This is a genomic window from Paraburkholderia silviterrae (genome assembly GCF_004353915.1).
Taxonomy (GTDB): domain Bacteria; phylum Pseudomonadota; class Gammaproteobacteria; order Burkholderiales; family Burkholderiaceae; genus Paraburkholderia; species Paraburkholderia silviterrae.
Genome location: NZ_SMRP01000014.1, coordinates 175361 through 201820, shown reverse-complemented (window position 1 = coordinate 201820; position 26460 = coordinate 175361). Strand labels below are relative to the sequence as shown.

General features: G+C 61.7%; 21 protein-coding genes and 3 pseudogenes. 4 read left to right on the top strand and 20 right to left on the bottom strand.

All coding sequences use genetic code 11. The annotated features are described in order from the left end of the window. Positions 1 to 1761, bottom strand: a 1761-nt coding sequence (locus tag EYW47_RS42690) for an ESPR-type extended signal peptide-containing protein (protein ID WP_420819402.1), incomplete at its 3' end; no start/stop codon positions are given. A gap of 1232 nt (positions 1762 to 2993) precedes the next feature. After that, positions 2994 to 3203: pseudogene (locus EYW47_RS25225) on the bottom strand (GTP-binding protein); the annotation flags it as partial. Positions 3204 to 3254: 51 nt separating this feature from the next. Between EYW47_RS25225 and EYW47_RS25220 the strand changes: the two are divergent. Next, positions 3255 to 3740: pseudogene (locus EYW47_RS25220) on the top strand (glycosyltransferase); the annotation flags it as partial. Between the two features lie 153 nt (positions 3741 to 3893). Here EYW47_RS25220 and EYW47_RS41030 read toward each other — a convergent pair. The 9 genes from EYW47_RS41030 to ureA all read right to left on the bottom strand — a co-directional run bounded on the left by EYW47_RS41030 (position 3894) and on the right by ureA (position 11087). After that, positions 3894 to 4061, bottom strand: a complete 168-nt coding sequence (locus tag EYW47_RS41030; RefSeq protein ID WP_165976670.1) for a hypothetical protein — start codon at positions 4059 to 4061, stop codon at positions 3894 to 3896. A 13-nt stretch (positions 4062 to 4074) separates the two neighbouring features. Further along, positions 4075 to 5226 (bottom strand): pilus assembly protein TadG-related protein, encoded by a 1152-nt coding sequence (locus EYW47_RS25215; RefSeq protein ID WP_133197552.1) that lies wholly within the window; start codon positions 5224 to 5226, stop codon positions 4075 to 4077. Between the two features lie 12 nt (positions 5227 to 5238). Next, on the bottom strand, positions 5239 to 5910 hold the full coding sequence (locus EYW47_RS25210; RefSeq protein WP_240763906.1) for a TadE/TadG family type IV pilus assembly protein: 672 nt from the start codon (positions 5908 to 5910) through the stop codon (positions 5239 to 5241). Between the two features lie 663 nt (positions 5911 to 6573). After that, positions 6574 to 7221, bottom strand: coding sequence for an urease accessory protein UreG (gene ureG, locus EYW47_RS25205; protein WP_133197551.1), 648 nt, complete (start codon positions 7219 to 7221; stop codon positions 6574 to 6576). Between the two features lie 77 nt (positions 7222 to 7298). Continuing rightward, a complete protein-coding gene (locus tag EYW47_RS25200) occupies positions 7299 to 7979 on the bottom strand; it encodes an urease accessory protein UreF (protein WP_133197569.1) in 681 nt (226 codons plus the stop codon). Continuing rightward, positions 7966 to 8637 (bottom strand): urease accessory protein UreE, encoded by a 672-nt coding sequence (gene ureE, locus EYW47_RS25195; protein ID WP_133197550.1) that lies wholly within the window; start codon positions 8635 to 8637, stop codon positions 7966 to 7968. The genes EYW47_RS25200 and ureE overlap by 14 nt, the downstream gene beginning before the upstream one ends. 32 nt (positions 8638 to 8669) lie before the next feature. Continuing rightward, a complete protein-coding gene (gene ureC / locus EYW47_RS25190; RefSeq protein WP_133197549.1) occupies positions 8670 to 10376 on the bottom strand; it encodes an urease subunit alpha in 1707 nt (568 codons plus the stop codon). A gap of 40 nt (positions 10377 to 10416) precedes the next feature. After that, positions 10417 to 10722: an urease subunit beta gene (locus EYW47_RS25185; RefSeq protein ID WP_133197548.1), complete on the bottom strand. Its 306-nt coding sequence runs from the start codon at positions 10720 to 10722 to the stop codon at positions 10417 to 10419. 62 nt (positions 10723 to 10784) lie between these two features. Beyond that, positions 10785 to 11087, bottom strand: a complete 303-nt coding sequence (ureA, locus tag EYW47_RS25180; RefSeq protein WP_017773123.1) for an urease subunit gamma — start codon at positions 11085 to 11087, stop codon at positions 10785 to 10787. 480 nt (positions 11088 to 11567) lie between these two features. Between ureA and EYW47_RS41025 the strand changes: the two genes are divergently transcribed. Beyond that, on the top strand, positions 11568 to 11735 hold the full coding sequence (locus tag EYW47_RS41025; protein WP_165976669.1) for a hypothetical protein: 168 nt from the start codon (positions 11568 to 11570) through the stop codon (positions 11733 to 11735). 173 nt (positions 11736 to 11908) lie between these two features. Here EYW47_RS41025 and EYW47_RS25175 read toward each other — a convergent pair. Then, positions 11909 to 13322: pseudogene (locus EYW47_RS25175) on the bottom strand (transposase). Positions 13323 to 14267: 945 nt separating this feature from the next. On the opposite strand from EYW47_RS25175, the gene EYW47_RS25170 reads away from it, so the two are divergent. After that, a complete protein-coding gene (locus EYW47_RS25170; RefSeq protein ID WP_133197547.1) occupies positions 14268 to 15383 on the top strand; it encodes an acyltransferase family protein in 1116 nt (371 codons plus the stop codon). Between the two features lie 393 nt (positions 15384 to 15776). On the opposite strand, the gene EYW47_RS42685 is transcribed toward EYW47_RS25170, so the two are convergent. The 8 genes from EYW47_RS42685 to urtA all read right to left on the bottom strand — a co-directional run bounded on the left by EYW47_RS42685 (position 15777) and on the right by urtA (position 24566). Continuing rightward, on the bottom strand, positions 15777 to 15947 hold the full coding sequence (locus EYW47_RS42685; RefSeq protein ID WP_377785128.1) for a zinc-ribbon domain-containing protein: 171 nt from the start codon (positions 15945 to 15947) through the stop codon (positions 15777 to 15779). Between the two features lie 106 nt (positions 15948 to 16053). Next, on the bottom strand, positions 16054 to 16629 hold the full coding sequence (locus EYW47_RS25165; protein ID WP_165976668.1) for a PDZ domain-containing protein: 576 nt from the start codon (positions 16627 to 16629) through the stop codon (positions 16054 to 16056). Between the two features lie 879 nt (positions 16630 to 17508). Continuing rightward, on the bottom strand, positions 17509 to 18438 hold the full coding sequence (locus EYW47_RS25160; protein ID WP_133197545.1) for an urease accessory protein UreD: 930 nt from the start codon (positions 18436 to 18438) through the stop codon (positions 17509 to 17511). A 95-nt stretch (positions 18439 to 18533) separates the two neighbouring features. Beyond that, positions 18534 to 19229 carry an urea ABC transporter ATP-binding subunit UrtE gene (gene urtE, locus EYW47_RS25155; RefSeq protein ID WP_133197544.1) on the bottom strand — a complete coding sequence of 232 codons (696 nt, stop codon included), beginning with the start codon at positions 19227 to 19229 and terminating at the stop codon, positions 18534 to 18536. Positions 19230 to 19276: 47 nt separating this feature from the next. Continuing rightward, on the bottom strand, positions 19277 to 20062 hold the full coding sequence (urtD, locus tag EYW47_RS25150) for an urea ABC transporter ATP-binding protein UrtD (RefSeq protein ID WP_240763908.1): 786 nt from the start codon (positions 20060 to 20062) through the stop codon (positions 19277 to 19279). A gap of 80 nt (positions 20063 to 20142) precedes the next feature. Continuing rightward, positions 20143 to 21345 carry an urea ABC transporter permease subunit UrtC gene (urtC, locus tag EYW47_RS25145; protein ID WP_133197542.1) on the bottom strand — a complete coding sequence of 401 codons (1203 nt, stop codon included), beginning with the start codon at positions 21343 to 21345 and terminating at the stop codon, positions 20143 to 20145. An 87-nt stretch (positions 21346 to 21432) separates the two neighbouring features. Continuing rightward, positions 21433 to 23118, bottom strand: coding sequence for an urea ABC transporter permease subunit UrtB (gene urtB / locus EYW47_RS25140; RefSeq protein ID WP_133197541.1), 1686 nt, complete (start codon positions 23116 to 23118; stop codon positions 21433 to 21435). 143 nt (positions 23119 to 23261) lie between these two features. Beyond that, positions 23262 to 24566 (bottom strand): urea ABC transporter substrate-binding protein, encoded by a 1305-nt coding sequence (gene urtA, locus EYW47_RS25135; RefSeq protein WP_133197540.1) that lies wholly within the window; start codon positions 24564 to 24566, stop codon positions 23262 to 23264. Between the two features lie 450 nt (positions 24567 to 25016). Between urtA and aptA the strand changes: the two genes are divergently transcribed. Next, positions 25017 to 26342 carry an omega-aminotransferase AptA gene (gene aptA, locus EYW47_RS25130; protein WP_133197568.1) on the top strand — a complete coding sequence of 442 codons (1326 nt, stop codon included), beginning with the start codon at positions 25017 to 25019 and terminating at the stop codon, positions 26340 to 26342. Positions 26343 to 26460 lie beyond the last annotated feature (118 nt).

Below are 26460 nucleotides of genomic sequence, written 5' to 3'. Positions count from 1 at the left end.
GAGTGAACCGAGGTTGCTGTTGGTGGTGCTCAGGCCGGTGCTCAGCGAGCCCACGCCGCTTATGGCCGTACTGATCCCCGTCGAAGCCGAGCTCGACAGCGAGCCGACGTTGCTGTTGGTAGCGCTCAAACCGGTGCTCAGCGAGTTCACGCCGCTTATGGCCGTACTGATGCCCGTCGAAGCCGAGTTCGAGAGCGCACCGACGTTGCTGTTGGTGGTGCTCAGACCGGTGCTCAGCGAGTTCACGCCGCTCGTGGCCGTGCTGATGCCCGTCGAAGCCGAGCTCGAGAGCGAGCCGACGTTGCTGTTGGTGGTGCTCAGGCCGGTGCTCAGCGAGCCCACGCCGCTCATGGCCGTACTGATGCCTGTCGAAGCCGAGCTCGACAGCGAACTGACGTTGCTGTTGGTAGTGCTCAGGCCGGTCGACAGCAGGCCAACGTCGGCCGACTCCTGGGTCGAAAGCGAGCTGACGTGGCTGTTGGTGGTATTCAGGCCGGTGCTCAGCGAGCCCACGCCGCTCGTGGCCGTGCTGATGCCCGTCGAAGCCGAGCTCGAGAGCGAGCCGACGTTGCTGTTGGTTGTGCTCAGACCGGTGCTCAGCGAGCTCACACCGCCCACGGCCGTGCTGATCCCCGTCGAAGCCGAGCTCGACAGCGAACTGACGTTGCTATTAGTGGTGCTCAAGCCCGTCGAAAGCAGGCCGACGTCAGCCGATTCCTGGGTCGAAAGCGAGGTGACGTGGCTGTTGGTGGTATTCAAGCCGGTGCTCAGCGAGTTCACGCCGCTCGTGGCCGTGCTGATGCCGGTCGAAGCCGAGCTCGACAACGAAGTGACGTTGCTATTGGCCGTGCTCAAGCCCGTCGACAACGAGCCGACGTTGCTGTTGGTGGTGCTCAGGCCGGTGCTCAGTGAGGCCACGCCACTTATGGCCGTACTGATCCCCGTCGAAGCCGAGCTCGACAACGAAACGACGTTGCTGTTCGTCGTACTCAGGCTCGTGCTGAGAGCTGTGCTCACGGAGTACAACTGGCCTCCGTTGACTGCATCCGTGGACCCCGACGTCAAGCTCCCGCTTGTGACATTGATGATCTTGCGTGTCGCTGGGAAACTGCCCCCGCTGCCGTTGCCCACGCTCACAACGCTGCCCGCGCCTCCATCTGTGCTGCCCGCGCCGAGCGCCACCGAGTTTGAGCCGGTAGCCGTCGCGTTCGACCCAATCGCGGTCGTATTCGTGATACTCAGCGGCGCCGCGCTCGTTCCCGATCCAGCTGATGCGCCGACTGCAACATTGCCGCTTCCATTCACGTACTGCCCGGAACTAAAGCCAATTGCCGTGTTGTTGCTACCGTTAACGTTGTAGATGGATCCGCTTCCGGTACCCGTATTGCCGCTGCCGGTAATGTTATAGCCTGATTGGAAGCCGTTACCGGTGTTGTCGTTGCCCGAGACACTCGTCCCGCTCGAAGATCCGTAGAAAGTATCGTCAGTCCCGCTGCCGGTATACTGCACTGCGGTGTAGCCGCAAGTGTCGGTGGAGGGCTTGCTACCGTTACCGTTGGTTCCGCTACCGCAATAGAGATCCGCCCAGGCAGACTGCGGCAAAGAAAGGCAAGCGCTCGTCGCCAGCGCTACAGCCACGGCTTGCGCCCGCCGGACGGCTCGCGACTTTCCACCGGACTTTCCCTGTCCCGTGACGGTCTCGGCGACAACGACAACCTGATTCAGCCTCCGGCTGAAAATGCACTTATAGGTCTTGTTCACGGTCCCCCCGTTTATTTGGCCAACGATTTTTTCCCGCTACTTCGACTAAGGCGCTTGCAATCACGCTCTCCCGTCGATGTGCCTTTCTTGCCTGTACTTCACAACGTCGCGATACCCGGCGGTATGCTCATGCCGGCGTCAACTGAGAGGCCCGAAGCAGCAAATGTGGCTGCAAACCCACGGACCCTACGGAATTGGCGCTCAAGATGAACAGCTAGACGAGTTCATCCACGCAGGCCATCGCGCTCACTGCCTGGCTGAAGTTGTTCCTCGGGTCTCGATGGGCAGTGCAATCACCTGTGCAAGCGTTGTTGAATTCCACAATAATCGGTAGTCCTGCATTAAAGATGGCCCCCGAAACTCGCACATGCAGTTCGCTACGACACCTGGTCAATTTCATTGTTGAGATGCTCCTGGTCATCGATCGACGATGCCCCCGAATGGTGCCGAGTCCGTGCGCCGAAGTATCGTGGTGCAAAAGTTCGACTCGCTCGTCAATCGAGTCGCTACCGCGAGTGGTGCGGCAGGACGTCCGAATCATGCGGGCGCATTTTTCTTGGGTATGTGCGCTACATCGCGCACTATGTTCGGTGACTCACACATCGGGCTGACGTCACCTGCGAAATGAAGCCGTGCGTGAGGGGGGCAATTCGATCGCGCGATCTTGCGCACACAGCTCCGCAGTCCAGGCCGCGATCATTGCTGTCGCAATCACACCCGTTGGCCGAATGCCTACTTCGCTAATCGTGGGCCGTTCACGGTGCCCGAGGCCTTTCGATTGGCGTAGCATTCCCGATGTGGAAACAACTAACTGGAGAGCCCATCGCGGGAAAACCGCGCACCGGGTTCGGAGGGAGGGGAAGGGGAGATCCACGCGAGCGCTCATATCCTCCAGGCCGAAAGATTGGCCCCAGGAGATGCCCGTAAATCCGTGGATCAACAGAGAATGGGCAAGAGCAAACACGCACGATCGTGGCGCGCGAGGCGCGGTTGAAGGAGGAGAGAGGTCGTGCGAAGTGTGGGGTGCCGAACACGTGTTGCGTATTTCGGACGAATGCGACAGGCTGTTTCAGGGACGTGACCGGGCGGCCCGGAGGGCAGGATTGGCGTTGCGCATGAGTCAATCTCGCGGGATCTGGCCGCCGCCGCGTTCGCGGAGCGTCGTCACGGTGCGAACGGGTGCTTGGCGGACGTGCTAACGACGACGCAGCCAGAGCGAGCATCTGCGGCGCTCAGTTCTGCAGCACCCCCTGCTTTTCAATAAACGCAATCACCTGATCGAGGCCGTCGAGCGCCTTGAGATTGCACATCACGAAAGGACGCTCGCCGCGCATCTTCTTCGCGTCCGAGGCCATCACGTCGAGGTTCGTGCCCACGAGCGGCGCGAGATCGGTCTTGTTGATGACGAGCGGGTCCGACTTCGTGATGCCCGGGCCACCCTGCACGGAATCTTGCCCCTGACGGGGTGGCTGCGCTGGAGGCGCGCAAGAAACCTGAAGCTGGCGCGGCGCGCGAAATGGGCGCCGGCCGTCGCGAAGGCAAGCGCCGCCGCGCCGCACGAGGGCGTGCGTGGGTTGCCGCAGGACGTGAACGTGCTGCTCGGCGATTCGATGGGCGAGATGGGCGCGTATTACGCCGCCGCCGATCTCGCGTTCATCGGCGGGAGTCTGTTGCCGCTCGGTGGCCAGAATCTGATCGAGGCCTGTGCGGTGGGCGTGCCCGTGCTGATCAGCCCGCACGTGTTCAACTTCACCCAGGCCACTGCGGACGCCGTCGCGGCAGGCGCGGCCCTGCAGGTGCAGGATCCCGCCGATCTCGCGCGCGCCTTGCGCGAGCTCTTCAACGACAAGCCACGCCGCGTGGCGAAGGGCGCATCCGCAGCCGCGTTCGCGGCGCGCCATCGCGGTGCCACGGCGCGAACGGTGGACGTGCTCACGACCCTGTTGCCCGAGCGCGCATCGGCATCGCTTGATCTATGAGCCTTTTTCGGGCGGCGCGATTCGCGCCGCGCGATGCGCTTAACTCTGCAGCAGTCCATGCTTTTCGATGAATCATCCTGCCCGCTCACCTTCCGGATTACGAGGCGTGTGGACGTGAGTTGCGATGATTGGGGACGTCGCCTTGCGCTTATGTCAGTCAGAAATGTGGTAGGTGATTAAAGGTAGGTGATTAACAATCGCCCTCATGACATCCTGAGCAACCGCCATACTTTCCTGCGGTGCAAAATAGACCAGGCCTGCGCAGACAAGGACAATGAATAGCAGTGCTTCCAAACCAAAGCTCTGGTTAGGTGAATTCATCGTGTTCTCCTGTTTATTGAACCAGTCGCGGTGGTTGCAATGCACCATAACCCACACCCGCACCGCCTGCGTTCTTCACCTGGCAGTGGTCAGCGTCCTTAGCCATCGCCATCTGTACCAGCACGTAGGGTTCGTTGCCGTTTGAGGCATTCAGGATATGGACGCAGGCATACGCCACCACGACCGGATAGGTCTTGGGCGTCAGCGAGTCCACAATCGGCACAATGCTCCACTCACACGTCTTGCTGCCTGCCGCCGAGCAATCCTGCACATACTTGAACAGTGCGTTTTCTTCACCAGGCTGGATATACGTGCCGGGATTCTGGCCAATTGACACTGTCCCCTGACCCATGTCCTTGCCATCCACGACGCCGCGCTCGAAATCTGTGCTGTTGTTCGTAGTGTTAAACGTCGTCCACTGGCCGGCATCGCAACCGCTATATTGATACGATGTCCCGATCTTGAACACATACGGTTGGCCGGGAGTCTGGGGTGTCGTATCCGGTGTCTGCTGCCCGTTCTTTTTAGTAATAGTGGCGCCAGGCAGAGGCTTATTATCTTTTGCGATTAGTGGACTTCCATTCTGCCAATACTTGCCAAACAGACAACTCGACACCGCCATTGGGAAGAGTCCGCCGGGTCCAACGATACCGGGATAAGAGATGGCAGCAGTGGCTACCGCCGAGACATCCAGTTTATGTACCCCGATCACACTGGCCAAGAACATCCTGACCGAGCCGTTATCATTGCTGTCACTTTTGGTGATACTCACGCGAACCGCGGGTAGATGACTCGGTCCGGTGGTGACAGGCGGAGACTCTAGCCCGGCAGGATCGCTTGTGATGTTCCAGTAACCGGACGACGCGTCACCGACAACTATTTTCACGCCCTGCGCCTTGTTCATCCCGACCACGTCCCGGGCGCGTTGTTGTGCCGTGTCCCAATCCGGCGCATTTGCGTTGGGATTGCCGCAAACTGCTCGCGGGTAAAGGCAGGTCGCGGCAGCGAGAGCGGCCGCGTCTGCGGCGTTCTGCAGTTCATTGCGCGTTACCAGCGCATTGGCGATGTCGATCGCCAATGCAGCAATGCCCAACAGGAACACCATCATCAGCGCCGTTATCACCGTGACAGCACCTCGTTGTTTCTTCGTCGATTGTCTGCGCATGGTTTATTCTCGTTATTCGTTTTTCATCGTGGTGCTGGCGGTGAGCACCATTGGGCCGATGACGGCTGAGAGCATTGCGCCCAATCCCAATCCCCTATACGTGTAGGACACCTCAACCGAAAGGTCGCTGCCGGAAAGACCACCTGAGCCTGTGACTTTAACGACTGGGTCAACATACTTGCCAAAGGTCATCAAGTAATTTTTGGTATATTGCGTCGCGACGTTCGAGATTTGGCCATCGCTATACTTCGGACTATGCAGCACAATCCCGTACCGAGCGCCTTCTCGCGAAGCATTGGTAATCACGGCTTTGTCATAAAGCGCAATACCCAGCTCGATGATGCCAAAAATGATCATCAACAGAATGGGCAGTACCAAGGCGAACTCAACTAGAGCAACGCCTCGTTGCTTTTTGGGGATGATCCGATTGCGTTGTAGTGCTTCACAAACGTGCGCGTCGCCTCTGGCAGGTTCTGACGGATACCAGGAGTTCCCCTGCGGGGATCTCCCGTTCCCGTGAAAATGGGAGGTTGCTGTGATCGCGGGCCCCATAGAGGCTGCGTTTGCGATAGTACAAATTCTTCTTGATTTCATTTTCCCCCCCGATGCGCCGTCGACTGCCAGGCTTCCCTTGCATATTTGGCGCAATTCGATTCCCGGATTGATTTCCAGCGTCTCGAGCATCCACCTCGCTCAAGCCAGGAAGCTTGCAAATTGCATGCCAATTATTTACAAATGCTATACGGTGATGTTGTATCGGTTGTTCAGGTCCGCCAGGCTCGTGACGAAAGGTGAAACTTGTGGGGGTTTTGGATCGAAAATGATTCATTCTTGAAACGGGAATAAACCTTCGACACGCACTGAATCTGCTTCAACAGCGCTGCAGCAGCTGAATGGTCTATGGTTTGCTTGCACACAAGATCCGTTTCATTTCCGAAACGGTGATGCCTTGGAATTCCGATGTGACGCCATTCCTTATGCCGCGAATCTCGGCATGGCTAGCTCGACCCGCCATACTTTGTGCGCGGCGAAGACACGGTCACACGCTTTCTACAACCGTTGTACGGAGTCCGCATTGGCGTTAAACGCGTCGTTCACTACTGCGAGGTCACGTGAGGCGTTTCAGTTTTGAACAGCCTTGCTTCCTCCGTTGACCCCTTGAACGGCCAACCAGTCTGAACTGCTATGTACCGACCCGCATGGTGGGCGTGGGAGAGGCGGGCCGTGAGGCTTGCTCCTGTCACGACAGCAGGATTCAGGATATGGCGCAAACGTTTAACGTTTGCCGCGGGGGCCAATAACCAGACGTGGCCGGGAATATATTACTCAGTGCGTCCTCGCGGGAGATTAATTGTTATTTTCTTTGATGAACAAACCCTGCTTTTCAATAAACGCAACCACCTGATCGAGGCCGTCGAGCGCCTTCAGGTTGCACATCACGAACGGACGCTCGCCGCGCATTTTCTTCGCGTCCGAGGCCATCACTTCGAGGTTCGCGCCCACGAACGGCGCGAGATCGGTCTTGTTGATGACAAGCAGGTCCGACTTGGTAATACCGGGGCCACCCTTGCGCGGAATCTTCTCGCCGCCCGCCACGTCGATCACGTAGATCGTGAGGTCCGAGAGCTCGGGGCTGAAGGTCGCCGCGAGGTTGTCGCCGCCCGATTCGATGAAGACGATGTCCGCGTCGGGAAAGCGCGTGAGCATCTGATCGACGGCTTCGAGGTTGATCGACGCGTCCTCGCGGATCGCCGTGTGCGGGCAGCCGCCCGTCTCCACGCCCATGATGCGCTCGGCGGGCAGGGCGCCCGCCACGGTCAGGAGGCGCTGATCTTCCTTCGTGTAGATGTCGTTGGTGATGGCGACGAGGTCGTAGCGCTCGCGCATGGCCTTGCAGAGCATTTCGAGCAGCGTGGTCTTGCCGGAGCCAACCGGGCCGCCCACGCCGACGCGCAGCGGGGGCAGCTTCTTGGTGCGTTTGGAGTGCGAATTCATGGTTCGTGTGAGCTTGTCTGCGGGTTTGATTGCGGATTCGTTTGCGGATTCGTTTGCCAATCGGCCTCGAAACGAGGCTAGGAGCGAAAGAGCCGTGAGTATTGCGATTCGTGCCGCGCGCTGAGAATGCCGAGCTGCGGCGCGAAGGTGTTGAGCGAGTCGGGCGGGGTGGCGAGCGCGCGCGCGACCGCGCTTTCGATGGCCGGCCGCAGCGCGACTACGATGCGCTGTCCCGCGAGCTGCCCGAGCGGCACGGCCTTGAGCGCGGCTGCGACCTGGTTCTCGACCCAGCTGAACGCGTAGGCGGCGAGCGTGGCGTCAGCCGCGGCATCGTGCGCGAAGGCCGCGAACGCGAACGCCGTCGGCTGTGCGATGGGCGTCATGCGTTCGAGTGTCTCGCGTCTCGCGGCGTCGCCCCATTCGAGCTGCGCGCAAAGCTGGCGCAGCGACCAGCCCATTTGCGAGGTCTCGCGGCGCAGCTCCGCCGATTCGCGGCTCGCAACGAATTCCTCGTTGGCCTCGATCAGCGCGCGGGCGTCATGCGTGCGCCAGCGCTCGAGCTGATGCGCGATGAAGGGCAGCTCGCCGGGCGCGAGCACGTTTGCCAAGCCACTCGCGATCCAGCGCGCGGCGTCGTCGGCGTTGGCGACGAGTCCGGCGTCGATGGCCGCTTCGAGCCCCTGCGAATAGCTGAACGCGCCTATCGGCAACGCCGGCGAAGCGAGATGCAGCAGGGCGGTGAGCTCAGCGATGTTCATGGCTGTGGTCGTGCGCGTGGCCGTCGCAATGACCGTGATCGTGGCCGCAATCCGCGTCGTGGACGTGACCGCCAGGGCCAGGGTCGCCATGGTTGTGATCGTGGCCGTGCGCGTGCCCGTGATCGTGCGCATGCCCGTGATGCTCGTCGAACACGCGCTGCGCGAGCGCGTAATCTTCCGCGAAAGTCTCGTCGTGGCCATGGCGATGGCCGCCACCGAGTTGACCACTATAGGCACCCGCCTCGGGCTGGAACGGCAGCGTCGCGTGCTCGACCTGCGCGCCGAGGCGCTTGAGCATGTCTTCGAGCACCGGGTCGGCTTCGAGCTTGAGCTCGTCGATGCCCACTTCCACGGGCGTATGGCGGTTGCCGAGGTGATACGCGGCTCGCGTGAGCGTGAGGCGGTCGGGCGCGCGCACGCGCAGCACGCTTTGCGCCGCGGCGATCACGCGCACGAGGCCGCCATCGTCGGCCACGAGCATGTCGCCGTCGCGCAGCACCGTGCCGCGCGGCAGCACCACACCCACTTCCTCGCCGGAATCGAGCGTGGCCGCGAAGCGGCTCTTGCAGCGTGCGTCGTAGGGCAGGGTGAGCGTGGGCGCGCGCTTGATCAGCACGGGCGCGAGCTTCGCGTTGAGTCGTTTGTCTATGGTGCGCATATCAGTACTCGCCGCGTCGGGCGTGTTTCATATCAGAACAGGAAATATCGCTGCGCCATCGGCAGCACCGTGGCGGGCTCGCAGGTAAGCAACTGGCCATCGGCCACGACCTGATAGGTCTCGGGATCGACGCTGATCGACGGTTGCCACGCGTTGTGAATCATGTCGGCTTTCGTGACGCTGCGGCAGTTGCGCACCGCCACTACGCGCTTTTGCAGGCCATAGCGCTCGGGCATGCCTTTATCGAGCGCAAGCTGCGAGACGAACGTGAGCGAGGTCTGCGTGAGCGCGCGTCCGCGCGTGCCGAACATCTCGCGATAATGCACGGGCTGCGGCGTGGGGATCGATGCGTTCGGGTCGCCCATCTGCGCCATCGCGATCATGCCGCCCTTGAGGATGAGCGCGGGCTTGATGCCGAAAAACGCCGGGTCCCAGAACACGAGATCGGCCCACTTGCCCGGCTCGATCGAACCGAGCTCGTGCGCGATGCCGTGCGTGAGCGCGGGGTTGATCGTGTACTTCGCGATATAGCGCTTCACGCGGAAGTTGTCGTTGCGCGCGTTGTCTTCGGGCAGCGCGCCGCGCTGCACCTTCATCTTGTGCGCGGTCTGCCAGGTGCGGATGATGACTTCGCCCACGCGGCCCATTGCCTGGGAGTCCGAGGAAAGCATCGAGAGCGCGCCCAGGTCGTGCAGGATGTCTTCGGCGGCAATGGTCTCGCGGCGGATGCGCGACTCGGCGAACGCAATGTCCTCGGCAATCGACGGATCGAGGTGATGGCACACCATCAGCATGTCGAGGTGCTCGTCGAGCGTGTTGATCGTGTACGGACGCGTGGGATTGGTCGACGAGGGCAGCACGTTCGCCTCGCCGCACACCTTGATGATGTCGGGTGCGTGGCCGCCGCCCGCGCCTTCGGTGTGGTACGTGTGGATCGTGCGGCCCTTGAACGCGTTCACCGTCGCCTCGACGAAGCCGCTTTCGTTGAGCGTATCGGTGTGAATGGCCACCTGCGTGTCGGTGGCGTCGGCGACCGTGAGGCAGTTGTCGATGGCCGCGGGCGTCGAGCCCCAGTCCTCGTGCAGCTTCAGGCCGATCGCACCGGCGGCGATCTGCTCTTCGGCGGGCCTGGGCAGGCTCACGTTGCCCTTGCCGAGAAAGCCCAGGTTGATCGGCCAGCCGTCGGCGGCCTGCAGCATGCGCTCCAGATGCCACGGGCCCGGCGTGCAGGTCGTGGCGTTGGTGCCGGTGGCGGGTCCGGTGCCGCCGCCGATCATCGTCGTCACGCCCGAGGTGAGCGCTTCATCGATCTGCTGCGGGCTGATGAAGTGGATATGCGTGTCTATACCGCCTGCGGTCACGATCTGGCCTTCGCCCGCGATCACCTCCGTCGCGGCGCCAATGGGGATCGTCACGCCCGGTTGCACGTCGGGATTGCCGGCCTTGCCGATCCTCCAGACGCGGCCGTCCTTGATACCGATGTCGGCTTTGACGATGCCCCAGTGGTCGAGAATCACGGCGTTGGTCACGACCGTGTCGGCCACCTCGGCGGCGAGCCGCTGCGATTGGCCCATGCCGTCGCGGATCACCTTGCCGCCGCCGAACTTCACTTCGTCGCCGTAGACCGTGTAGTCGCGCTCGATCTCGATTACGAGCTCGGTGTCGGCGAGCCGCACGCGGTCGCCGGTCGTGGGGCCGAACATCTCCGCATAGGCGCGGCGGCCGATCTTCAATGTCATATCGGAATCCTGATGAATTCGAAAGTGGGCGCGCCGCGGCTCAGAGCGGGCCCATCACCTTGCCGTTGAAGCCGTAGACGGCGCGCTCGCCCGCGAGCGCGACCAGCTCGACGGTGCGCTCCTGGCCGGGCTCGAAGCGCACAGCGGTGCCTGCCGCAATGTTCAGGCGAAAGCCGCGCGCAGCCTCGCGCTCAAACGAGAGCGCTTCGTTGACTTCATAGAAGTGGAAGTGCGAGCCGATCTGCACGGGGCGGTCGCCGGTGTTCGCGACCGTTACGGTCACGGTTTCGCGGCCCGCGTTGAGCTCGATTTCGCCTTCGTCGATCAGCATTTCGCCGGGGATCATGCTCGGTCTCCTTGTCGACCAGATTGGGTGCTTTGGCACGTTGCTCTGGTCACATGCAAAGCTCACGGGATCGGATGGTGGACGGTGACGAGCTTGGTGCCGTCGGGGAAGGTGGCCTCGACCTGGATGTCGGGGATCATCTCGGGCACGCCTTCCATTACGTCGTCGCGCGTGAGCAGCGTCGTGCCGTAGTGCATGACCTCGGCGACGGTCTTGCCGTCGCGGGCGGCTTCCATCAGCGCCGCGCTGATGAAGGCGACCGCCTCCGGATAGTTGAGCTTGAGGCCGCGCGCGCGCCGCCGTTCGGCGAGCAGCGCGGCGGTGAAGATCAGGAGCTTGTCTTTCTCGCGTGGTGTGAGCTTCATCGTTCTGGGTCGGTTGGGGTCGCCTGATCGCGCATCGGCTGAGCTTACGGGAGGCGGGTTACGGACAGCTTTCGGCGTCACGCGCCGCGCGTGTGAAGCGATGCAAGCTCAAAGCAAGGTGTGTGCCAATGAAGAGGAGCAGCGCGGATGCACCAATCTCGTGAATTTCGTGCACCGCATGAGCGTTGCTGCGCTGCGAAGCGACCGACGCCGGGGCATGCAGCTGCACTAACTTCCACCGCGAAGCTTCTGTTCACTCTGACGTTCGTCCTTCCGTCATTCCGACGTGCCGCGAAGATATTGAATATCGCGCTGCGAGCGAGTACCCGGTCGGCGCGCCCACTGTATGCGTTTGCGCACGGACACGCGCCCCGCGTACGTGGAAACATCCCACATCCACGCGCAATGCGGAAACTGATGACCATTTCTTGCTCACTCGATGATGTACACCGACGCAAAGAAAGCAGCAGAAGCAAAGCGATGCAATACAACCCTCATCATGGTGTGCTCATGATGAGTGCGCTCACTTTCTGGCTGTCGAGCGTAATGGCAGGCGCTGGATTCGGCACGTCCAATGTGTTCGGCGATCTGTTTGTCTGGTCGTCCGTTCTGCTGCTGCTTGTGTCGGTCGTACTCGATAGCCAATAGCGCTATCTGCCACCGTCGTTGAGGCTGGCTCAAGCGCCACGGTCCGCAATCGTGGGATAGTGTTGAAAAACTCGAGTTCGCGGGCGGCCCATACAGCAATCGCTACGCATTTGACGGCTTTGCGTTCCTATCGACATCAGCGGTATCCGGGGTTACGGACCACGGATACCACATCAAGTGGCAACTGCTATCGACTTTTGCCCAACTGATGTCAACCGTTTCGCCATACGTCGCAGGTTCTGAGCAGTGGCAGCCAGGAGGAACTCGTCCTGAGCGCCTGAGAGCCCTCGTAGACGCAGGCGATCTAACTTCAGGATGCGTTTGAGGTGCGCAAAGAGCATCTCCACCTTCTTGCGCTCGCAGCTTGAACGCTGGTATTGCGCAGTGGTGGCAATTCGGCGGGCAACATTGCGCGCATCCTCATGAATGCTGCGGGCGATCATGCGAAACGGTGTATTGGGACAGCACCGATCCTTCATGGCACAGCCTGCGCAGTCGGATTGGGTGGATCGGTAGATCACGGTGTCGGCTTTCGTGATATTTGTTCGCGGCTTCCTGTACGACCTCCATTCGCGGCGTAGCGCTTTGCCGAGCGGACAGCGATATTCGCCAGCCTCTTCGATCCATTGGAAGTCAGTGCTGGATAGGGTGCCATTTTTGCGTTCCGTCTTATCCCACACCGGAATATGTGGCTCGATATTTTTCTCTTCGACCATCCAGGCCAACATGGGAGCTGTGCCATAAGCGGTGTCGCCCACGAGGCGACGAGGCTTGAGGTTGAATCGCTGCTCCACCCGAGTGACCATCGTCTTGGTTGAGTTGACCTCGTATGTTCGATGGGCGGGCGTTGCCTCAACATCGACGATGATTCCTGCCGGCAGGTCGATCAAATAATTTGTCGAGTAAGCGTAGAAAGCAGGGCTTCCCGTCGCTGCCGTCAGGCGTGATGCCGGGTCAGTAGGAGATCTTGATCGGCTGACTCACAGCCTCAGGCTTTGTTGAAGATTCTTCATTCACGGGGTTGCTGGCGTCCAAGGCTTCAAGATATTCGAGCACGGCGCGGCTTGACTCAGCGCCTTTGACCCAGTCGATTGCATCCGTGCCTGCAACTCCACGAGACCGGTTAGCGTCAGCTTTGATGACGCTGGCGTCTATTGCGAAGCCCTCTTCGGCCACCAGTCCCTCAACCATACAGCGGCGCAAGACGGATTCGAACACCTGACGCAGGGTGCCGCTTTGGCGGAATCGACCATGTCGATTCTTGGAGAACGTCGAGTGGTCAGGAACAGCATCGTCCAGGCCGAGGCGGCAGAACCAGCGATAGGCCAAATTGAGATGAACCTCCTCGCATAGCCTGCGCTCGGAACGAATGCTGAAACAGTAGCCAACAATCAGCATTCGAACCATCAACTCGGGGTCGATCTAGGGGCGGCCGGTATGGCTATAGTACGGTGCGAGATGCTGACGTAAATCGCCGAGATCAAGCACGCGATCGATTGCTCGTAGCAGATGATTCGATGGCACGTGATCTTCGAGGTTGAACGAGTAGAAGAGCCGCTCCTGCGAACCACCTCGTTGACCCATCATGGCTGATACCCCTATCGATTGCTCACATCCCAGGATAGGCGCCAGCCAAGAAAATTGCCGAGTTTTTCAACACTATCAAAGTGAAACGGCCGTTCGCGTGGTCCGACCGGGCCACCGAGTGCGATCCATCGGCGAAGTGCTGAGTAGAAGCGAAATCGGGTTCGCTTTTACGGCCCCCGGACTCTTAATCCTTAGGTCGAGTGTTCGAGTCACTCACGCCCAACCAAAGAATTCAAGGACTTACAGCGCTTTGCCTGTAAGTCCCTTTTCATTTCCGGCCACGTGTAGGCACTCTGTAGGCATTTCCGGTCAACAGGTGTTACCTTGGACAGTGCCCCCCATCCATTCCGTGCTTAGGTTCGCGTACGTCTCGAGCCTATTCTGATAGTCATGAACTGCGGCCGATGTCGAGCACGCTCCTCTTCAGGAGAACCGCCATGGCTCAGAGGAAGAAACTTAACGATATGTCGTTCGCGTCTCAACGTCGCCACGGGTACAGTCAAACCGGACGGGGATTTGACACCTAAGGGGGTGAATCGCTTGACGAGACGCGATTGGAACGTCGATACCGACTCGAATAAAGCCATGCAGGAAACGCGCGACAAGCTCGACGCGGAAGCCGCTGAGGCTCGCAAATTGCAACAGCAGGGCCACGGATAGGCCCGCCAAGTCAGGGGTTCACGGACCGGCGCGCGTATCGGGCGCTCGACAGCGTACGCGTCACGCCCAGACGCTACAACATCGAACAAGGCCCGTGCGCGTCTATGTTCGCGTCCGCACAGATGGAGATAGTTGTGTGCTTAAAATACGATAAGGAACTGGCCTCGCTTCAAGGCATGGTATGTATGGCCACGGATGCATGTTGTCGGAGTCGTCGCACGCATTTTGGACAAAAAGCTTTAGTCAGATGTCACATCAACATCAACTGTGCTTACCGACAAAATAATGAGCCAGCTAAAATATGAATCACGCGAAAACTCCTTTGGCTTCTTGAGGCTTTTATTCGCATCGCTTGTCATACTGTCCCACACCCCAGAAATTTACGACGGAAATCGTAACCGAGAGATTTTAACCAATATATTCGGATCGATATCCTTTGGAGAACTTGCTGTAGACGGATTTTTCCTTATAAGTGGATACCTGATTTCCGCAAGCTACCTCAAAACTCAGTCACCTGTCTCTTTTCTTAAGAAGCGAATTTTTCGAATTTACCCGGCATTTGCAGCATCATACCTAATTTGCGATCTCGTCGTTGCTCCATTGGGAGGAGGTGACGTTGCGGTCACTCCGCAACATGTTTTGAGCCTGGCGGCGAGAATACTGCTACTCCAACCGCCAATGTCAACGACGGCGTTTCATGGTACGTACTATCCTGATTTGAATGGTGCGATGTGGACGATACCTTACGAATTTAGATGCTACCTCTTGATTCTAGCACTTGGATTGCTTGGATTTTTCAATAGGAAGCGCGTCATTCTTATCACGGCAATTTCATTTCTCGTGCTCTCATGCATAATTCCGGAGCACTACCATCCTTTCGGTTATGAAGCTGCTCTCGCACAAACCCAGGCACACTCCTTTTGGGATAGAATTTTCAATCTGACCGTTGGAGAGCCACGCTCAACCATAAGATTTGTTGGCGTATTCTTGTGCGGATCAACATATCAAATCTACAAGGATCGCATAAGTTTCGACAAAAAATGGACGGCAGCTTTTTCGGCAGCAGCTCTCGTAACGTTCTTATTTGAGCCAAGAACCGCCAATCTGGCCGTAGCAATATTTGGCGGCTACTTGGTAATAGCGATTTCAAATCTGGGCAAGCAATATGTTACTTGCAAAATCAACAGCGAAAATGACATATCCTATGGTGTCTATCTCTACGCGTGGCCCGCTGCTAAATTAATTCTCTGGTATCGCCCGGACATGAATATTGTCCTCGTTGGAATGCTTACATTGATCAGTGCGGTCATCATGGGAACGGTTAGTTGGCATTTGCTCGAAAAGCCGATCATGCACAAAATTCAACGTAAAGCGCCATCTAATCCTGCCGTGATTGCCTAGATTCGATAGGTGAATGCCAGCAAGGATCGGATTTTCACGCGGCACTTGGCAGTAAAGATACGGGGCAATAGCTTCTCAAGAAAAAGGCGGCACTTCATTCGCCGTACTGCTGATCAGCTTCTCGACGAGCAGCAGTGGCGCCCGCGCCGTGCGCACGCAGCGGGCGCTGTCACTTCTCTGCGAGAGGCCTTCGTTCCCGGATCGCCGCAGTGCGCGTTGGAATCATTGCCCGCATGCCAGACCACGACTCACGAAACGTGTGGATAGCCAGAAAAAGAAAGGACCCGCCATGCTTCCGACACTCGATGTAATCGATGACGCTTTCATTGCCGCCTGGGAGCCGCGGTATGACGAGATCGAACACGACGAGTTGGAGTATCAGCGCTTAGCGTGTTAGGTAAATACCATGCGGGCAATCCCGCAATCCCGCAATCCCGCAATCACGATAGCAGCGATAGTCGTCATCCTGTTGAAACGTGTTTTCGATAATGCGCCACAACTCGGGCATCTCCTGGCGACCGTGCTTATATTGCTGCCGCATTCATGACATTTGATGAGAGACATTTAACGGTCCTCCGTATGGCGCGTCAAAGCTTGTGAAGGTAAGGAGCCGCAGTTGAGTGGGCTTGTAGTGCGCTTGCCAAAGATGAGCGGCGGTGTGTCGGTAGCGTCAGGAACCTGAAAGAGTGATGACTTTGCGTTCCTTCTTGCCGCTCTTGTTGAGGAACTCGATCGTCACTGTATCGCCGGGCTTCTTCGTGCTGACTTCGGTTTCGGTCACAAACGGTGAGGAGGCGATGGACACGCCGTTGATGGCCAGGATCTTGTCGCCTTCGACGATGCCGGCTGTTGCAGCGGGTGAACCGTCGCTGACGTAGCTGACGACATGGTCCTTGTCCTGATTAATGCCCAGCTTGACTTGCGAATACTTGCACGCGACACCGTACAGGTGCGGCCGCTTGATTTGAGTGGATGAGAAAAGACCGCCGCCGTAGGAGCCGATAGTCCCGTCGTTCGTGACATTTTCGGCCGTCAGCAAGAGGCAGTCAGCATTGAGCTTCAACGTCTCGCTCTCCAGCGTGGTTTCGAGCGTGTCGTGAGTAGCGTCAGCATTCCCGTGGGCGGCCACCTTGGCGAGGCAATAAAACGGCCGCCGTGGTAAATCCCCGTTGCGGTAGATGTCAACATGTCCGGTGGTGTTGACCGAGCCGGTCGACACGGCCCCCGGCGGCAGTTCTTCGTGCACGCCGCGCGCCATTGAGCACAACCATCCCGAAGCAAATTGCAAGCAGTGTTCTCTTCATCATGGTCCCCCGGTAGTCACCCAGCCAGACGCCTGCGCAGGGTGGTTGCGCTTTTTTGTCAGTGGCAGGCGCGAGCCGCTATCATCCAACGGATGGCTCGACCCCGGGGTTGAAATTCTGCTCACAGCGGGCGCCATTCCGCATTTGCCGGGTGTCGGGGAGTAGCCGGTCATGCATCTTGAGCGGAGCCCGTTCTATGCGGGCGAGCAAGCCGACGTATGGTTGATGGATATTCCCCACCAAACTGTGAACGGAGCGATTGGCGCCACCTAGAAGGTTGGAGCGCCGGAAGCTTTGGCAATGGTTGCCTCGCGCGCACTGGCTGCTTTTATCGACCTGATCAAGGTCACTGAGCGGGAACCAATCGCAGGGAACCGCGCTCCGCCAGCAAATGTCTGTTGCCAAGGGCGGACGAGACGTTCGAGCGGCTGCCCCGGCATACTAGCCAATGTCTGAAGTTGGCCGATCGCGAGCGCTCGCCGACCTCGCCGTTAGCTGTCGTTCAAAACATTCCCGGGTGCGAGCGGCTGCTTTGTGGCATCAAAGCTCAGCGGGTGAAACCGGCCACAACCGGCCGATCAGCGAGCGGGGAAACTTGTCGTTTGAACGGCCGCCGTCCGAATGCCCACCTGGCGGTGCGTGTCACGGGCCTTGGTCTGTCGGGACGCGTCCTTCGCGCTGGTTGCCACCCCGGGACGTGAGAGGCCGACGGTGTTGGGTCAAGCTTTATTGTGTCGAGTCAAAGTCTGTTGGCTTGTGCCGGACTCTATTGTTTATTCACGGTTGCACAAGTGCGCCGATCTGGTGCGCGAAAAGCGGATTCAGGTCGTCCACAGACGCAGCGGCGCCGCCTTGACGCCGTGCACGATGGGGCGCAACTGCGTCCAGCATCGCGTGAGTGTCTGTTGCAGCGGCTCCATCGAGTGCGCGATGACGCGCACCAGCAGCACACCCGGCGCGACGCAGGTTGCGCCCGCGCGCAGGGCATCGTCGAAGGGGAGCGTGACCGCGAGGTCTTGCGCGAGCCCTTCGTTGCAGGCCGCCCCGATGGCCCACAGCATGCCGAACGCCGGATAGCCCGCGAGGCCCTGCGGCGCGTCGCGCAGCGGGTCGGCGGCGTCCACCAGGGCGCGTTCGAACCAGAGCAGTTGTTCGTCGGTGTCTTGCGTGGCGGCGCGCGCCACCCGCGTGAGCGAGCGCACCATGCCGGCCGACCAGCGCTCGCCGGCCGCCTGGCGGCCAAGCTGCATGGCGTCCCAGCCGATGGCCGTTGCGCCTTCTGCGAGCGTGAGCGAGAGGTCGAGCTCGGCGTGCGCGTGATCGAAGACGAGATTGTTCTGCGGCAGCCAGTCGAGCTTCGCACCCGCGCCCACGAGCAGCTTGATGCGCTGGCGCGCCACGCGGCCATTGGACTTGTACCACTTGGTGGCGCCGGGCGTGGTGAGCACCGCGTGCGCGCCGTCGCCTACGTTCACGTCGATGTCGAGCCGGTCGCCGCCGGCGATGCCCGCGGGCGGATGCACGATCACCGCGTGGCAGATCGCATCGCCTTCGGGATAGAGCGGCCGTTGCACGCGCAACGGCCCCACGTGCAGCCGATGCGCGAGCGTCGTGCGCGCGCTGCGGAGCACGTCGCCTTGAGGGGCATCGTGACGCTCGAAGCCCAGTTCGAGCCTGGCCACCCATTCCTGAGGCGCGTTGCTGCGCAAAGTGGTGTTGGCGAGCGCGGCGTGATTTTCGTGAAGCGACATGCTGAAAACGGGGGCGAGGGCGAGAGGTGCCGTGCAGGATAGCATGTGCCGTTGGCGTCTCGGAGCGCGAACATCTTCCGCACCCCGTTGGCGGCTCAGACCGCAATCATTTCCCGCACGCCGTCGGCGTCCATGTCGGCGCCCGCGCCGCCCGCCACGATCTCGCCGCGGCGCATCACCCAGTAGCCGTCCGCAATGGCCTTCGCGAAGTCGTAATACTGCTCGACGAGCAGCACCGTCAGGCTCATCTCTTCGACGAGTTGCCGCAGCGTGCGCCCGATGTCCTGGATGATCGAGGGTTGAATGCCTTCGGTGGGCTCGTCGAGGATCAGCAGTTGCGGATCGCTCATCAAGGCGCGGCCGATGGCGAGCTGCTGCTGCTGGCCGCCCGAAAGATCGCCGCCGCGCCGCCCCTTCATGTCCTTGAGCACGGGAAAGAGCGTATAGATGTGGTCGGGCACCCCGGAGGGCAGGCGCTTCTTGCTCGCCGCGCCCACCAGCAGATTTTCCTCCACGGTGAGGCGCGGGAAGATATCGCGGCCTTGCGGCACGTACGCGAGACCGTGCGCGACGCGCGCATGGGTGGGCAGCTTCGTGAGCGACGTGTCGCGCCATGCGACCGTGCCGCTCTTCGTCGGCACCACGCCCATGAGGCAGCGCAGCAGCGTGGTCTTGCCGACGCCGTTGCGGCCGAGCAGAACGGTGAGCCTGCTCTCGGGCACCGTCATGGAGACGTCGCGCAGGATGTGGCTGCCGCCGTAGTACTGGTTCAGCGATTCGATGGTGAGCATGTCGATGCCTTGTATTTCCGGAGCCGTGCCGGGCGGGTTCAACGGGCTCAGCGGCCCAGATAGGATTCGATGACCGCGTCGTCGCGCTTCACGTCGGCGAGCGTGCCGTGCGCGAGCACGCGGCCTTCGGCCATCACCGTCACGCGGCCGGTCTCGCCCGCGAGCGCGGCTACGAACTCCATGTCGTGCTCGACCACCATCATCGAGCAGCTGCCTCTCAAGCGGTTGAGCAGCGCGGCGAGCTCCATGGTTTCGTCGTCGGTCATGCCCGCGGCTGGCTCGTCGAGCAGCAGCAGGGCGGGGCGCTGCATCAGCAGCATGCCGATTTCGAGCCGCTGCTTCTGCCCGTGCGATAGCTCGCCCGCAAGGCGGCGCGCCTCGCTCTCGAGCCGGATCACTTCGAGCGTCTCCTCGATCAACGCCTGCGCCTGGCGGTCCAGGCGCGCGCGCAGCGTGGCGAACCACCCCTTGTCGGCCTTCATGGCGAGCTCGAGGTTTTCCCAGACAGGATGCTGCTCGAACACCGTGGGCTTCTGGAACTTCCGGCCGATCCCCGCGCGTGCGATTGCCGGCTCGTTCATGCGCGTGAGATCGAGCGTCTGGCCGAGAAAGACCTTGCCGGAATCGGGCGAGGTCTTGCCGGTGATCACGTCCATCATCGTGGTCTTGCCCGCGCCGTTCGGGCCGATCACGCAGCGCAGCTCGCCCGCGTCGATCTCGAGCGAGAGCTTGTTGAGCGCGCGAAAGCCGTCGAAGCTCACGCTCACGTCCTCCAGATAGAGGATCGTGCCGTGCGAGATGTCGATGGCGCCGGGCTCGACCACATGGCCCATCGTCGCAACGCCGGAAACCGTTAGCGTGTCGTCGTCGAACGGATTGTGACTGAGAGGATCGTTGAGGATGAGGTGGCCGTTCATGAGCGTTTGCCTCCTGCGCCAAGGTGCTTGATACGCTGCGCGACGAGCTCGATCAGGCCCACGATGCCATTGGGCAGCAACAGCGGCACGAGCACGAAAATGAGGCCTAGGAAAAAAAGCCAGTACTCCGGAAAGTAGGCGGTGAAAAAGCTTTTCGCGCCGTTCACGGCAAACGCGCCGATGATCGGGCCGATGAGCGTGCCGCGTCCGCCTACGGCCACCCAGATCGCCATCTCGATCGAATTGCCCGGCGACATTTCACTCGGGTTGATGATGCCCACTTGCGGCACGTAGAGCGCGCCCGCGATGCCGCACAGCACGGCCGAGACGGTCCAGACGAAGAGCTTGTAGCCGAGCGGGCTGTAGCCGAGGAACATGAGGCGCGTCTCGCCGTCGCGCACGGCGGTCACGACGCGGCCGAGCTTCGAGGCGACGATGGCGCGCGCGGCGAGAAACGCGAGCACGAGCGTCGCGAAGGTCATCAGGAACAGCACGGTGCGCGTGCCCGGATGGGTGATGGGCATGCCCGCGATGCGCTTGAAGTCGGTGAAGCCGTTGTTGCCGCCGAAGCCAGTTTCGTTGCGAAAGAACAGCAGCATCGCGGCGAAGGTCATGGCCTGCGTGATGATCGAGAGATACACGCCTTTCACGCGCGAGCGGAACGTGAAGAAGCCGAATACCCAGGCAATCACGGCGGGCACGAGCACCACGAGCAACAGCGCGTACCAGAGATGCTGCGTGCCTTGCCAGTACCACGGCAGCGCATGCCAGTCGAGGAACACCATGAAGTCGGGCAGATCGCTGCCGTACTTGCCGTCGTGGCCGATCTCGCGCATCAGGTACATGCCGATGGCGTAGCCGCCGAGCGCGAAGAACAGGCCGTGGCCGAGGCTCAGGATGCCGCAGTAGCCCCACACGAGATCGAGCGCGAGCGCGGCGATCGCGTAGCACATGAGTTTGCCGGCCAGCGTCATCGTATAGGCCGACAGATGCAGCGCGCTCGATTGCGGCAGCACGAGCGCGCACAGCGGCACGCCCACGCCCATCGCGATGATGAGCGCAATGAGCGCGAGCCACGCGCGGCGCGAGAGCAGGGCGGGCCGCGCGGGCAGGCCCAGTGCGAACGTTTCCGGGCCGTCGCCGCGTTGCGGCGCGGGTGCGCCGTACGAGGCGCGCGGTGTGGTGGAGGTGGCCGTCATGTCAGTACTCGCCGGGCCGCCCCAAGAGTACTGACACCCCCTTGGGGGGCAGCGACCGAAGGGAGTGTTGGGGGTCGTCGTGTCATCTCATGCCTCCGCGCTGCGGCCCTTGAGGGCGAACAGCCCCTGCGGACGCTTCTGGATGAAGAGCACGATCAGCACGAGCACGGCGATCTTCGCGAGCACCGCGCCCCAGAACGGTTCGATAGCCTTGGAGACGAGCCCGAGGCCGAAGCCGCCGATCACGGTGCCCGCGATCTGTCCCACACCGCCCAGCACCACGGCCATGAACGAATCGATGATGTAGCTCTGTCCGAGGTCCGGGCCTACGTTGCCGATCTGCGAGAGCGCGCAGCCGCCCAGACCCGCGACGCCCGCGCCGAATGCAAACGCCCAGGCATCGACGCGCGCCGTGCGCACGCCCACGCACGCGGCCATGCGGCGGTTCTGCGTGACGGCGCGCACGTAGAGGCCCAGACGCGTCTTCGTGAGCACGGCCCACGCGATGGCCACCACGATCAACGAGAACGCGAGAATCGCGAGGCGGTTGTACGGCAGGATGAGGTTCTGCATGAGCGTGACGCCGCCGCTCATCCAGGCGGGGTTCTCGACTTGCACGTTCTGCGCGCCGAAGATCATGCGCGTGGCCTGAATGAGGATCAGGCTGATGCCGAAGGTGGTGAGCAGTGTTTCGAGCGGACGTCCGTACAGATGCCGGATCACGAGCCGCTCGATCACCGCGCCCACGAGCGCGGCGGCGATGAACGAAGCCGGAACCGCGAGCAGTGGATACCAGTTGAGCACGCCCGGCGCATAACGCTGGAACAGCGTCTGCACCACATAAGTTGCGTACGCACCGATCATGAGGAACTCGCCGTGCGCCATGTTGATGACGCCGATGAGCCCGTACGTGATCGCCAGACCCAGCGCCGCGAGCAGCAGCACGCTGCCGAGCGAGAGGCCGGCGAACAGGGTGCCCGCGATCTCGTTGCGGCGCTGGATCGCGTCGAGGGCGTCGATGCCTTGCTGGGCGGCGGTGCGCACAGCGGCGTCGGGCTCGTTGAACACACCGCTCGCGTTCTTCGCGACGAGCGGGCGCAGCAACTCGTACATGTCGAGGTCGTGGCGCGCGGCCACCAGCTTCACGGCCTCGAGGCGCGTGGCCTCGTTCGGGTTGTGCAGGGCGGTCATCGCCCAGAGCGTGTCGAGGCGGCGCTTGAGCGCGGGATCGGTTTCCTTCGCGCGTGCCGCGTCGATCAGTGGCTTCATTGCCGGGTCGGGATTCTTCAGCAGCCCGGCGATGGCCGCGCGGCGCGTTTCGACGTCAGGCGAGGCGAGCTGCAGGCCCGACACCGCGCCCGCCACTTTCGAGCGCAGCAGGTTGTTCAGCGTAATGGGCTGCGCGCTCGCCGCGACGCCTGGCGGCACCGGCTTGCCGGTGGCGGCGTCGCGTGTGCTTTGGCTATCCGCGCCGTCCTGCACGAGCACTTCGCCCGAGTCCGTTGCGGTGACGTTGTCCTCGGCCAGCGCTTTCAACAGTGCGAGCGACGCGGCGTCGTGCGTGGCGATGAGCTTGTCGATCGCGGCGGCCTTCGCATCGAAGTCGTCACCGCTGAGCGGCGCGATGTCGGCTGCTTCGAGCGCATGGGCGCCTGAGGAGAAGGCTGCGCAAAGAGCGAGTGCAAGCACAAGCACGAGCGGGTGTGCGGCGCTTGCGCGACGCACGCGAACGCGCGCTCGTACCCGGACGAACCTCGAGAGTAAGAGAGCCATGGTGATTGCTTCCTGGTTCGGGCTGCCGTGCATTGCCTGATGACGCCACGACGTTGCACACCGGCTGAGCAAATCGAAGCGCGGGCAAGCACGGGCACAGTGCGCGCCGCGCACGGCGGCGAGGCGCGCGGTGATGCAGGATTTCAGGCGACGCGCGAGCGGCGCAGGAAGGCGGGCAAGACGCTCGAGCTCACCACGTCCGGCTTGCCGTCGTTGCCGGCAATGAAGGGGCTCCACGGCTGCGCGCGGATCGCCGTTTTGGTCCGCCACACCACGTTGAACTGGCCGTCGCCGCGAATCTCGCCGATCATCACCGGCTTGTGCAGATGATGGTTGCCGTCCATCGTGAGCGTGAAGCCCGAGGGCGCCGCCACGGACTGGCCGATCATCGCCACGCGCACCTTGTCGACGTCGGTGCTCTTCGCTTTCTCGACCGCCTGCTTCCACATGTGGATGCCCACGAAGGTGGCTTCCATCGGATCGTTCGTCACGCGCTTCGCGCCGCCCGGCAGGTTGTTGGTCTTCACCCACTCGGCGAACTGCTCCTTGAACTTCGTGTTCTGCGGGCCTTTCACCGACATGAAGTAGTTCCAGGCCGCGAGGTGGCCGACGAGCGGCTTCGTGTCGATGCCGCGTAGCTCTTCCTCGCCCACGGAGAACGCGACCACGGGCACCTCGGTCGCCTTGATGCCCTGATTGCCGAGCTCCTTGTAGAACGGCACGTTCGAGTCGCCGTTGATGGTCGAGACCACCGTGGTCTTGCCGCCCTGCGAGAAGGTCTTGATGTTCGCGACGATGGTCTGATAGTCGCTGTGGCCGAACGGCGTGTAGACCTCCTGAATATCGCTGTCCTGCACGCCCTTCGAATGCAGGTACGCACGCAGGATCTTGTTGGTCGTGCGCGGATACACATAGTCGGTGCCGAGCAGGAAGAAGCGCTTCGCGCCGCCGCCTTCCGCGCTCATCAGGTATTCGACGGCGGGGATGGCCTGCTGGTTGGGCGCCGCGCCGGTATAGAACACGTTGCGCGACATCTCCTCGCCTTCGTATTGCACCGGGTAGTAGAGCAGGCCGTTCAGTTCCTCGAACACGGGCAGCACCGACTTGCGCGACACCGAGGTCCAGCAGCCGAACACGCACGCGACCTTGTCCTGGGTGAGCAGCTGGCGGGCCTTTTCGGCGAACAGCGGCCAGTTCGACGCGGGGTCGACCACCACGGGCTGGATTTGCCGGCCCATCACGCCGCCGTTCTTGTTGATGTCGGCGATCGTCATCAGCGCGGTGTCCTTGAGCGAGGTCTCGGAGATCGCCATGGTGCCCGAGAGCGAATGCAGGATGCCGACCTTGATCGGGCCGCTGCCCGTGTCGGCGTGCGCGAACGGCAGGCGCCCCGCGAGCGCGAGCGCGCCCGACATCGTCCCGAGTTTCAACAGACTGCGACGTTTCATGTGTGCCCCTTTGGTTCAAGTCGTGGGTCGTGGCGCGTCTGGTCTGGTTATGCGCCGACGTGAGGTGTTCAGTCTTGCGGGGCGGATTACTGCAAGCGTTGTGCCAGGCCGTGGCCGCGCGTGGAAGATGTGCGATGCGTGGCGGCACAAGGCGCGGGCGGCGTGCGCCTCGCGTGACGCCGCGCAGCCCACGGGCGAATGTGGTGCAATGCGATTCATGTTCGGGTGCACTGCATCGTTACAGTGCGCGAATGCATGGCGGCGGGCAGCGGGGCATCCGTCGCGCGCTGCATCGCTGTGCATGGGTGAGCGGATATCTAGACTGCAGGACTGAAGCGCCGGACACGTTCAACGTGCATGAACTGAAGTGCAGCACCGCAAGCGTCATGAACAGGAGTGCCTGCGAATTCCGTCAATCGCCGTACTGTCGATGTCAAAGAGATCAAGGAGATGCAGATGAATGCCAGCCTGCCCGACCTGTCCGCGTTCTGGATGCCGTTCACCGCGAATCGGCAGTTCAAGAGTGCGCCGCGGCTCCTCGTCGGCGCGAAAGGGATGTACTACACGTCGCACGACGGCCGGCAGATTCTCGACGGCACCGCCGGGCTGTGGTGCGTGAACGCGGGGCACTGCCGCGACGAGATCGTCGCCGCGGTGAAGGCGCAGGCCGAGGAAATGGATTTCGCACCGACGTTCCAGATGGGCCATCCCAAGGCTTTCGAGGCCGCGCAAAAGATCGCAAAGCACACACCGGGCGACCTCAAGCACATCTTCTTCACGAATTCGGGCTCCGAGGCCGTGGACACGGCGCTCAAGATTGCGCTTGCGTTCCACCGTGCGCGCGGCGAGGGGCAGCGCACGCGCTTCATCGGGCGCGAACGGGGCTATCACGGCGTGGGTTTCGGCGGCATTTCGGTGGGCGGCATCGCGCCCAACCGTAAGGCGTATTCGGGCCAGTTGCTGCCCTCGGTCGACCACCTGCCGCATACGCTCAATATCCGCGAGGCGGGGTTCTCGAAGGGGCAGCCGGCCTGGGGCACGCATCTCGCCGACGAGCTCGAGCGGCTGTGCGCGTTGCACGACGCTTCGACCATTGCGGCGGTGATCGTCGAGCCGGTGGCGGGCTCGACCGGTGTGCTGATCCCGCCGCAGGGCTATCTGCAGCGCTTGCGCGAGATCTGCGACAAGCACGGCATCCTGCTGATCTTCGACGAGGTCATCACGGGTTGGGGGCGCCTCGGCGCGCCGTTCGCGGCCAATTACTTCGGCGTGACGCCCGACTTGCTGACGATGGCCAAGGGCACCAACAACGCCGCTGTGCCAATGGGAGCGGTGGCCGCGAGCGCGCGCATTCACGACACCATCGTGGGCGGCGCGCCCAACGGCATCGAGCTCTTCCACGGCTATACGTATTCGGGCCACCCTGTCGCTGCCGCGGCGGCGTGCGCGGCCATCGACCTGTACGAGCGCGAGGGTCTGTTCGGGCGCGCGGCGCAAATGGCGCCGGTGTTCGAGCGCGAGATCCACAAGCTGCGCGGCGAGCCGCACGTGATCGACGTGCGCAATCTCGGGCTCGTGGGCGGCGTGGAGCTGGAGCCGCGCGAAGGCGCGCCGGGCGCGCGCGCCTACGAGGTCTTCGTGCGCTGCTACCAGAAGGGCGTGCTCACGCGCTACACGGGCGATATCCTGGCGTTCTCGCCGCCGCTGATCGTGGACGAGGCGCAGATCGAGGAGATCTTCTCGACGGTTGCGCTGGTGCTGCGCGAGGTGGAGTAAAGCGCTGAGGCCTGACTAGCGCTGCAATGAAGAAGGGCGCGGCCGAAGCCGCGCCCTTCATATCGTCCTGATCCAGGATTGCAGCCGCCGGATTTGCACCGGTTTTTTGCATCCGGAT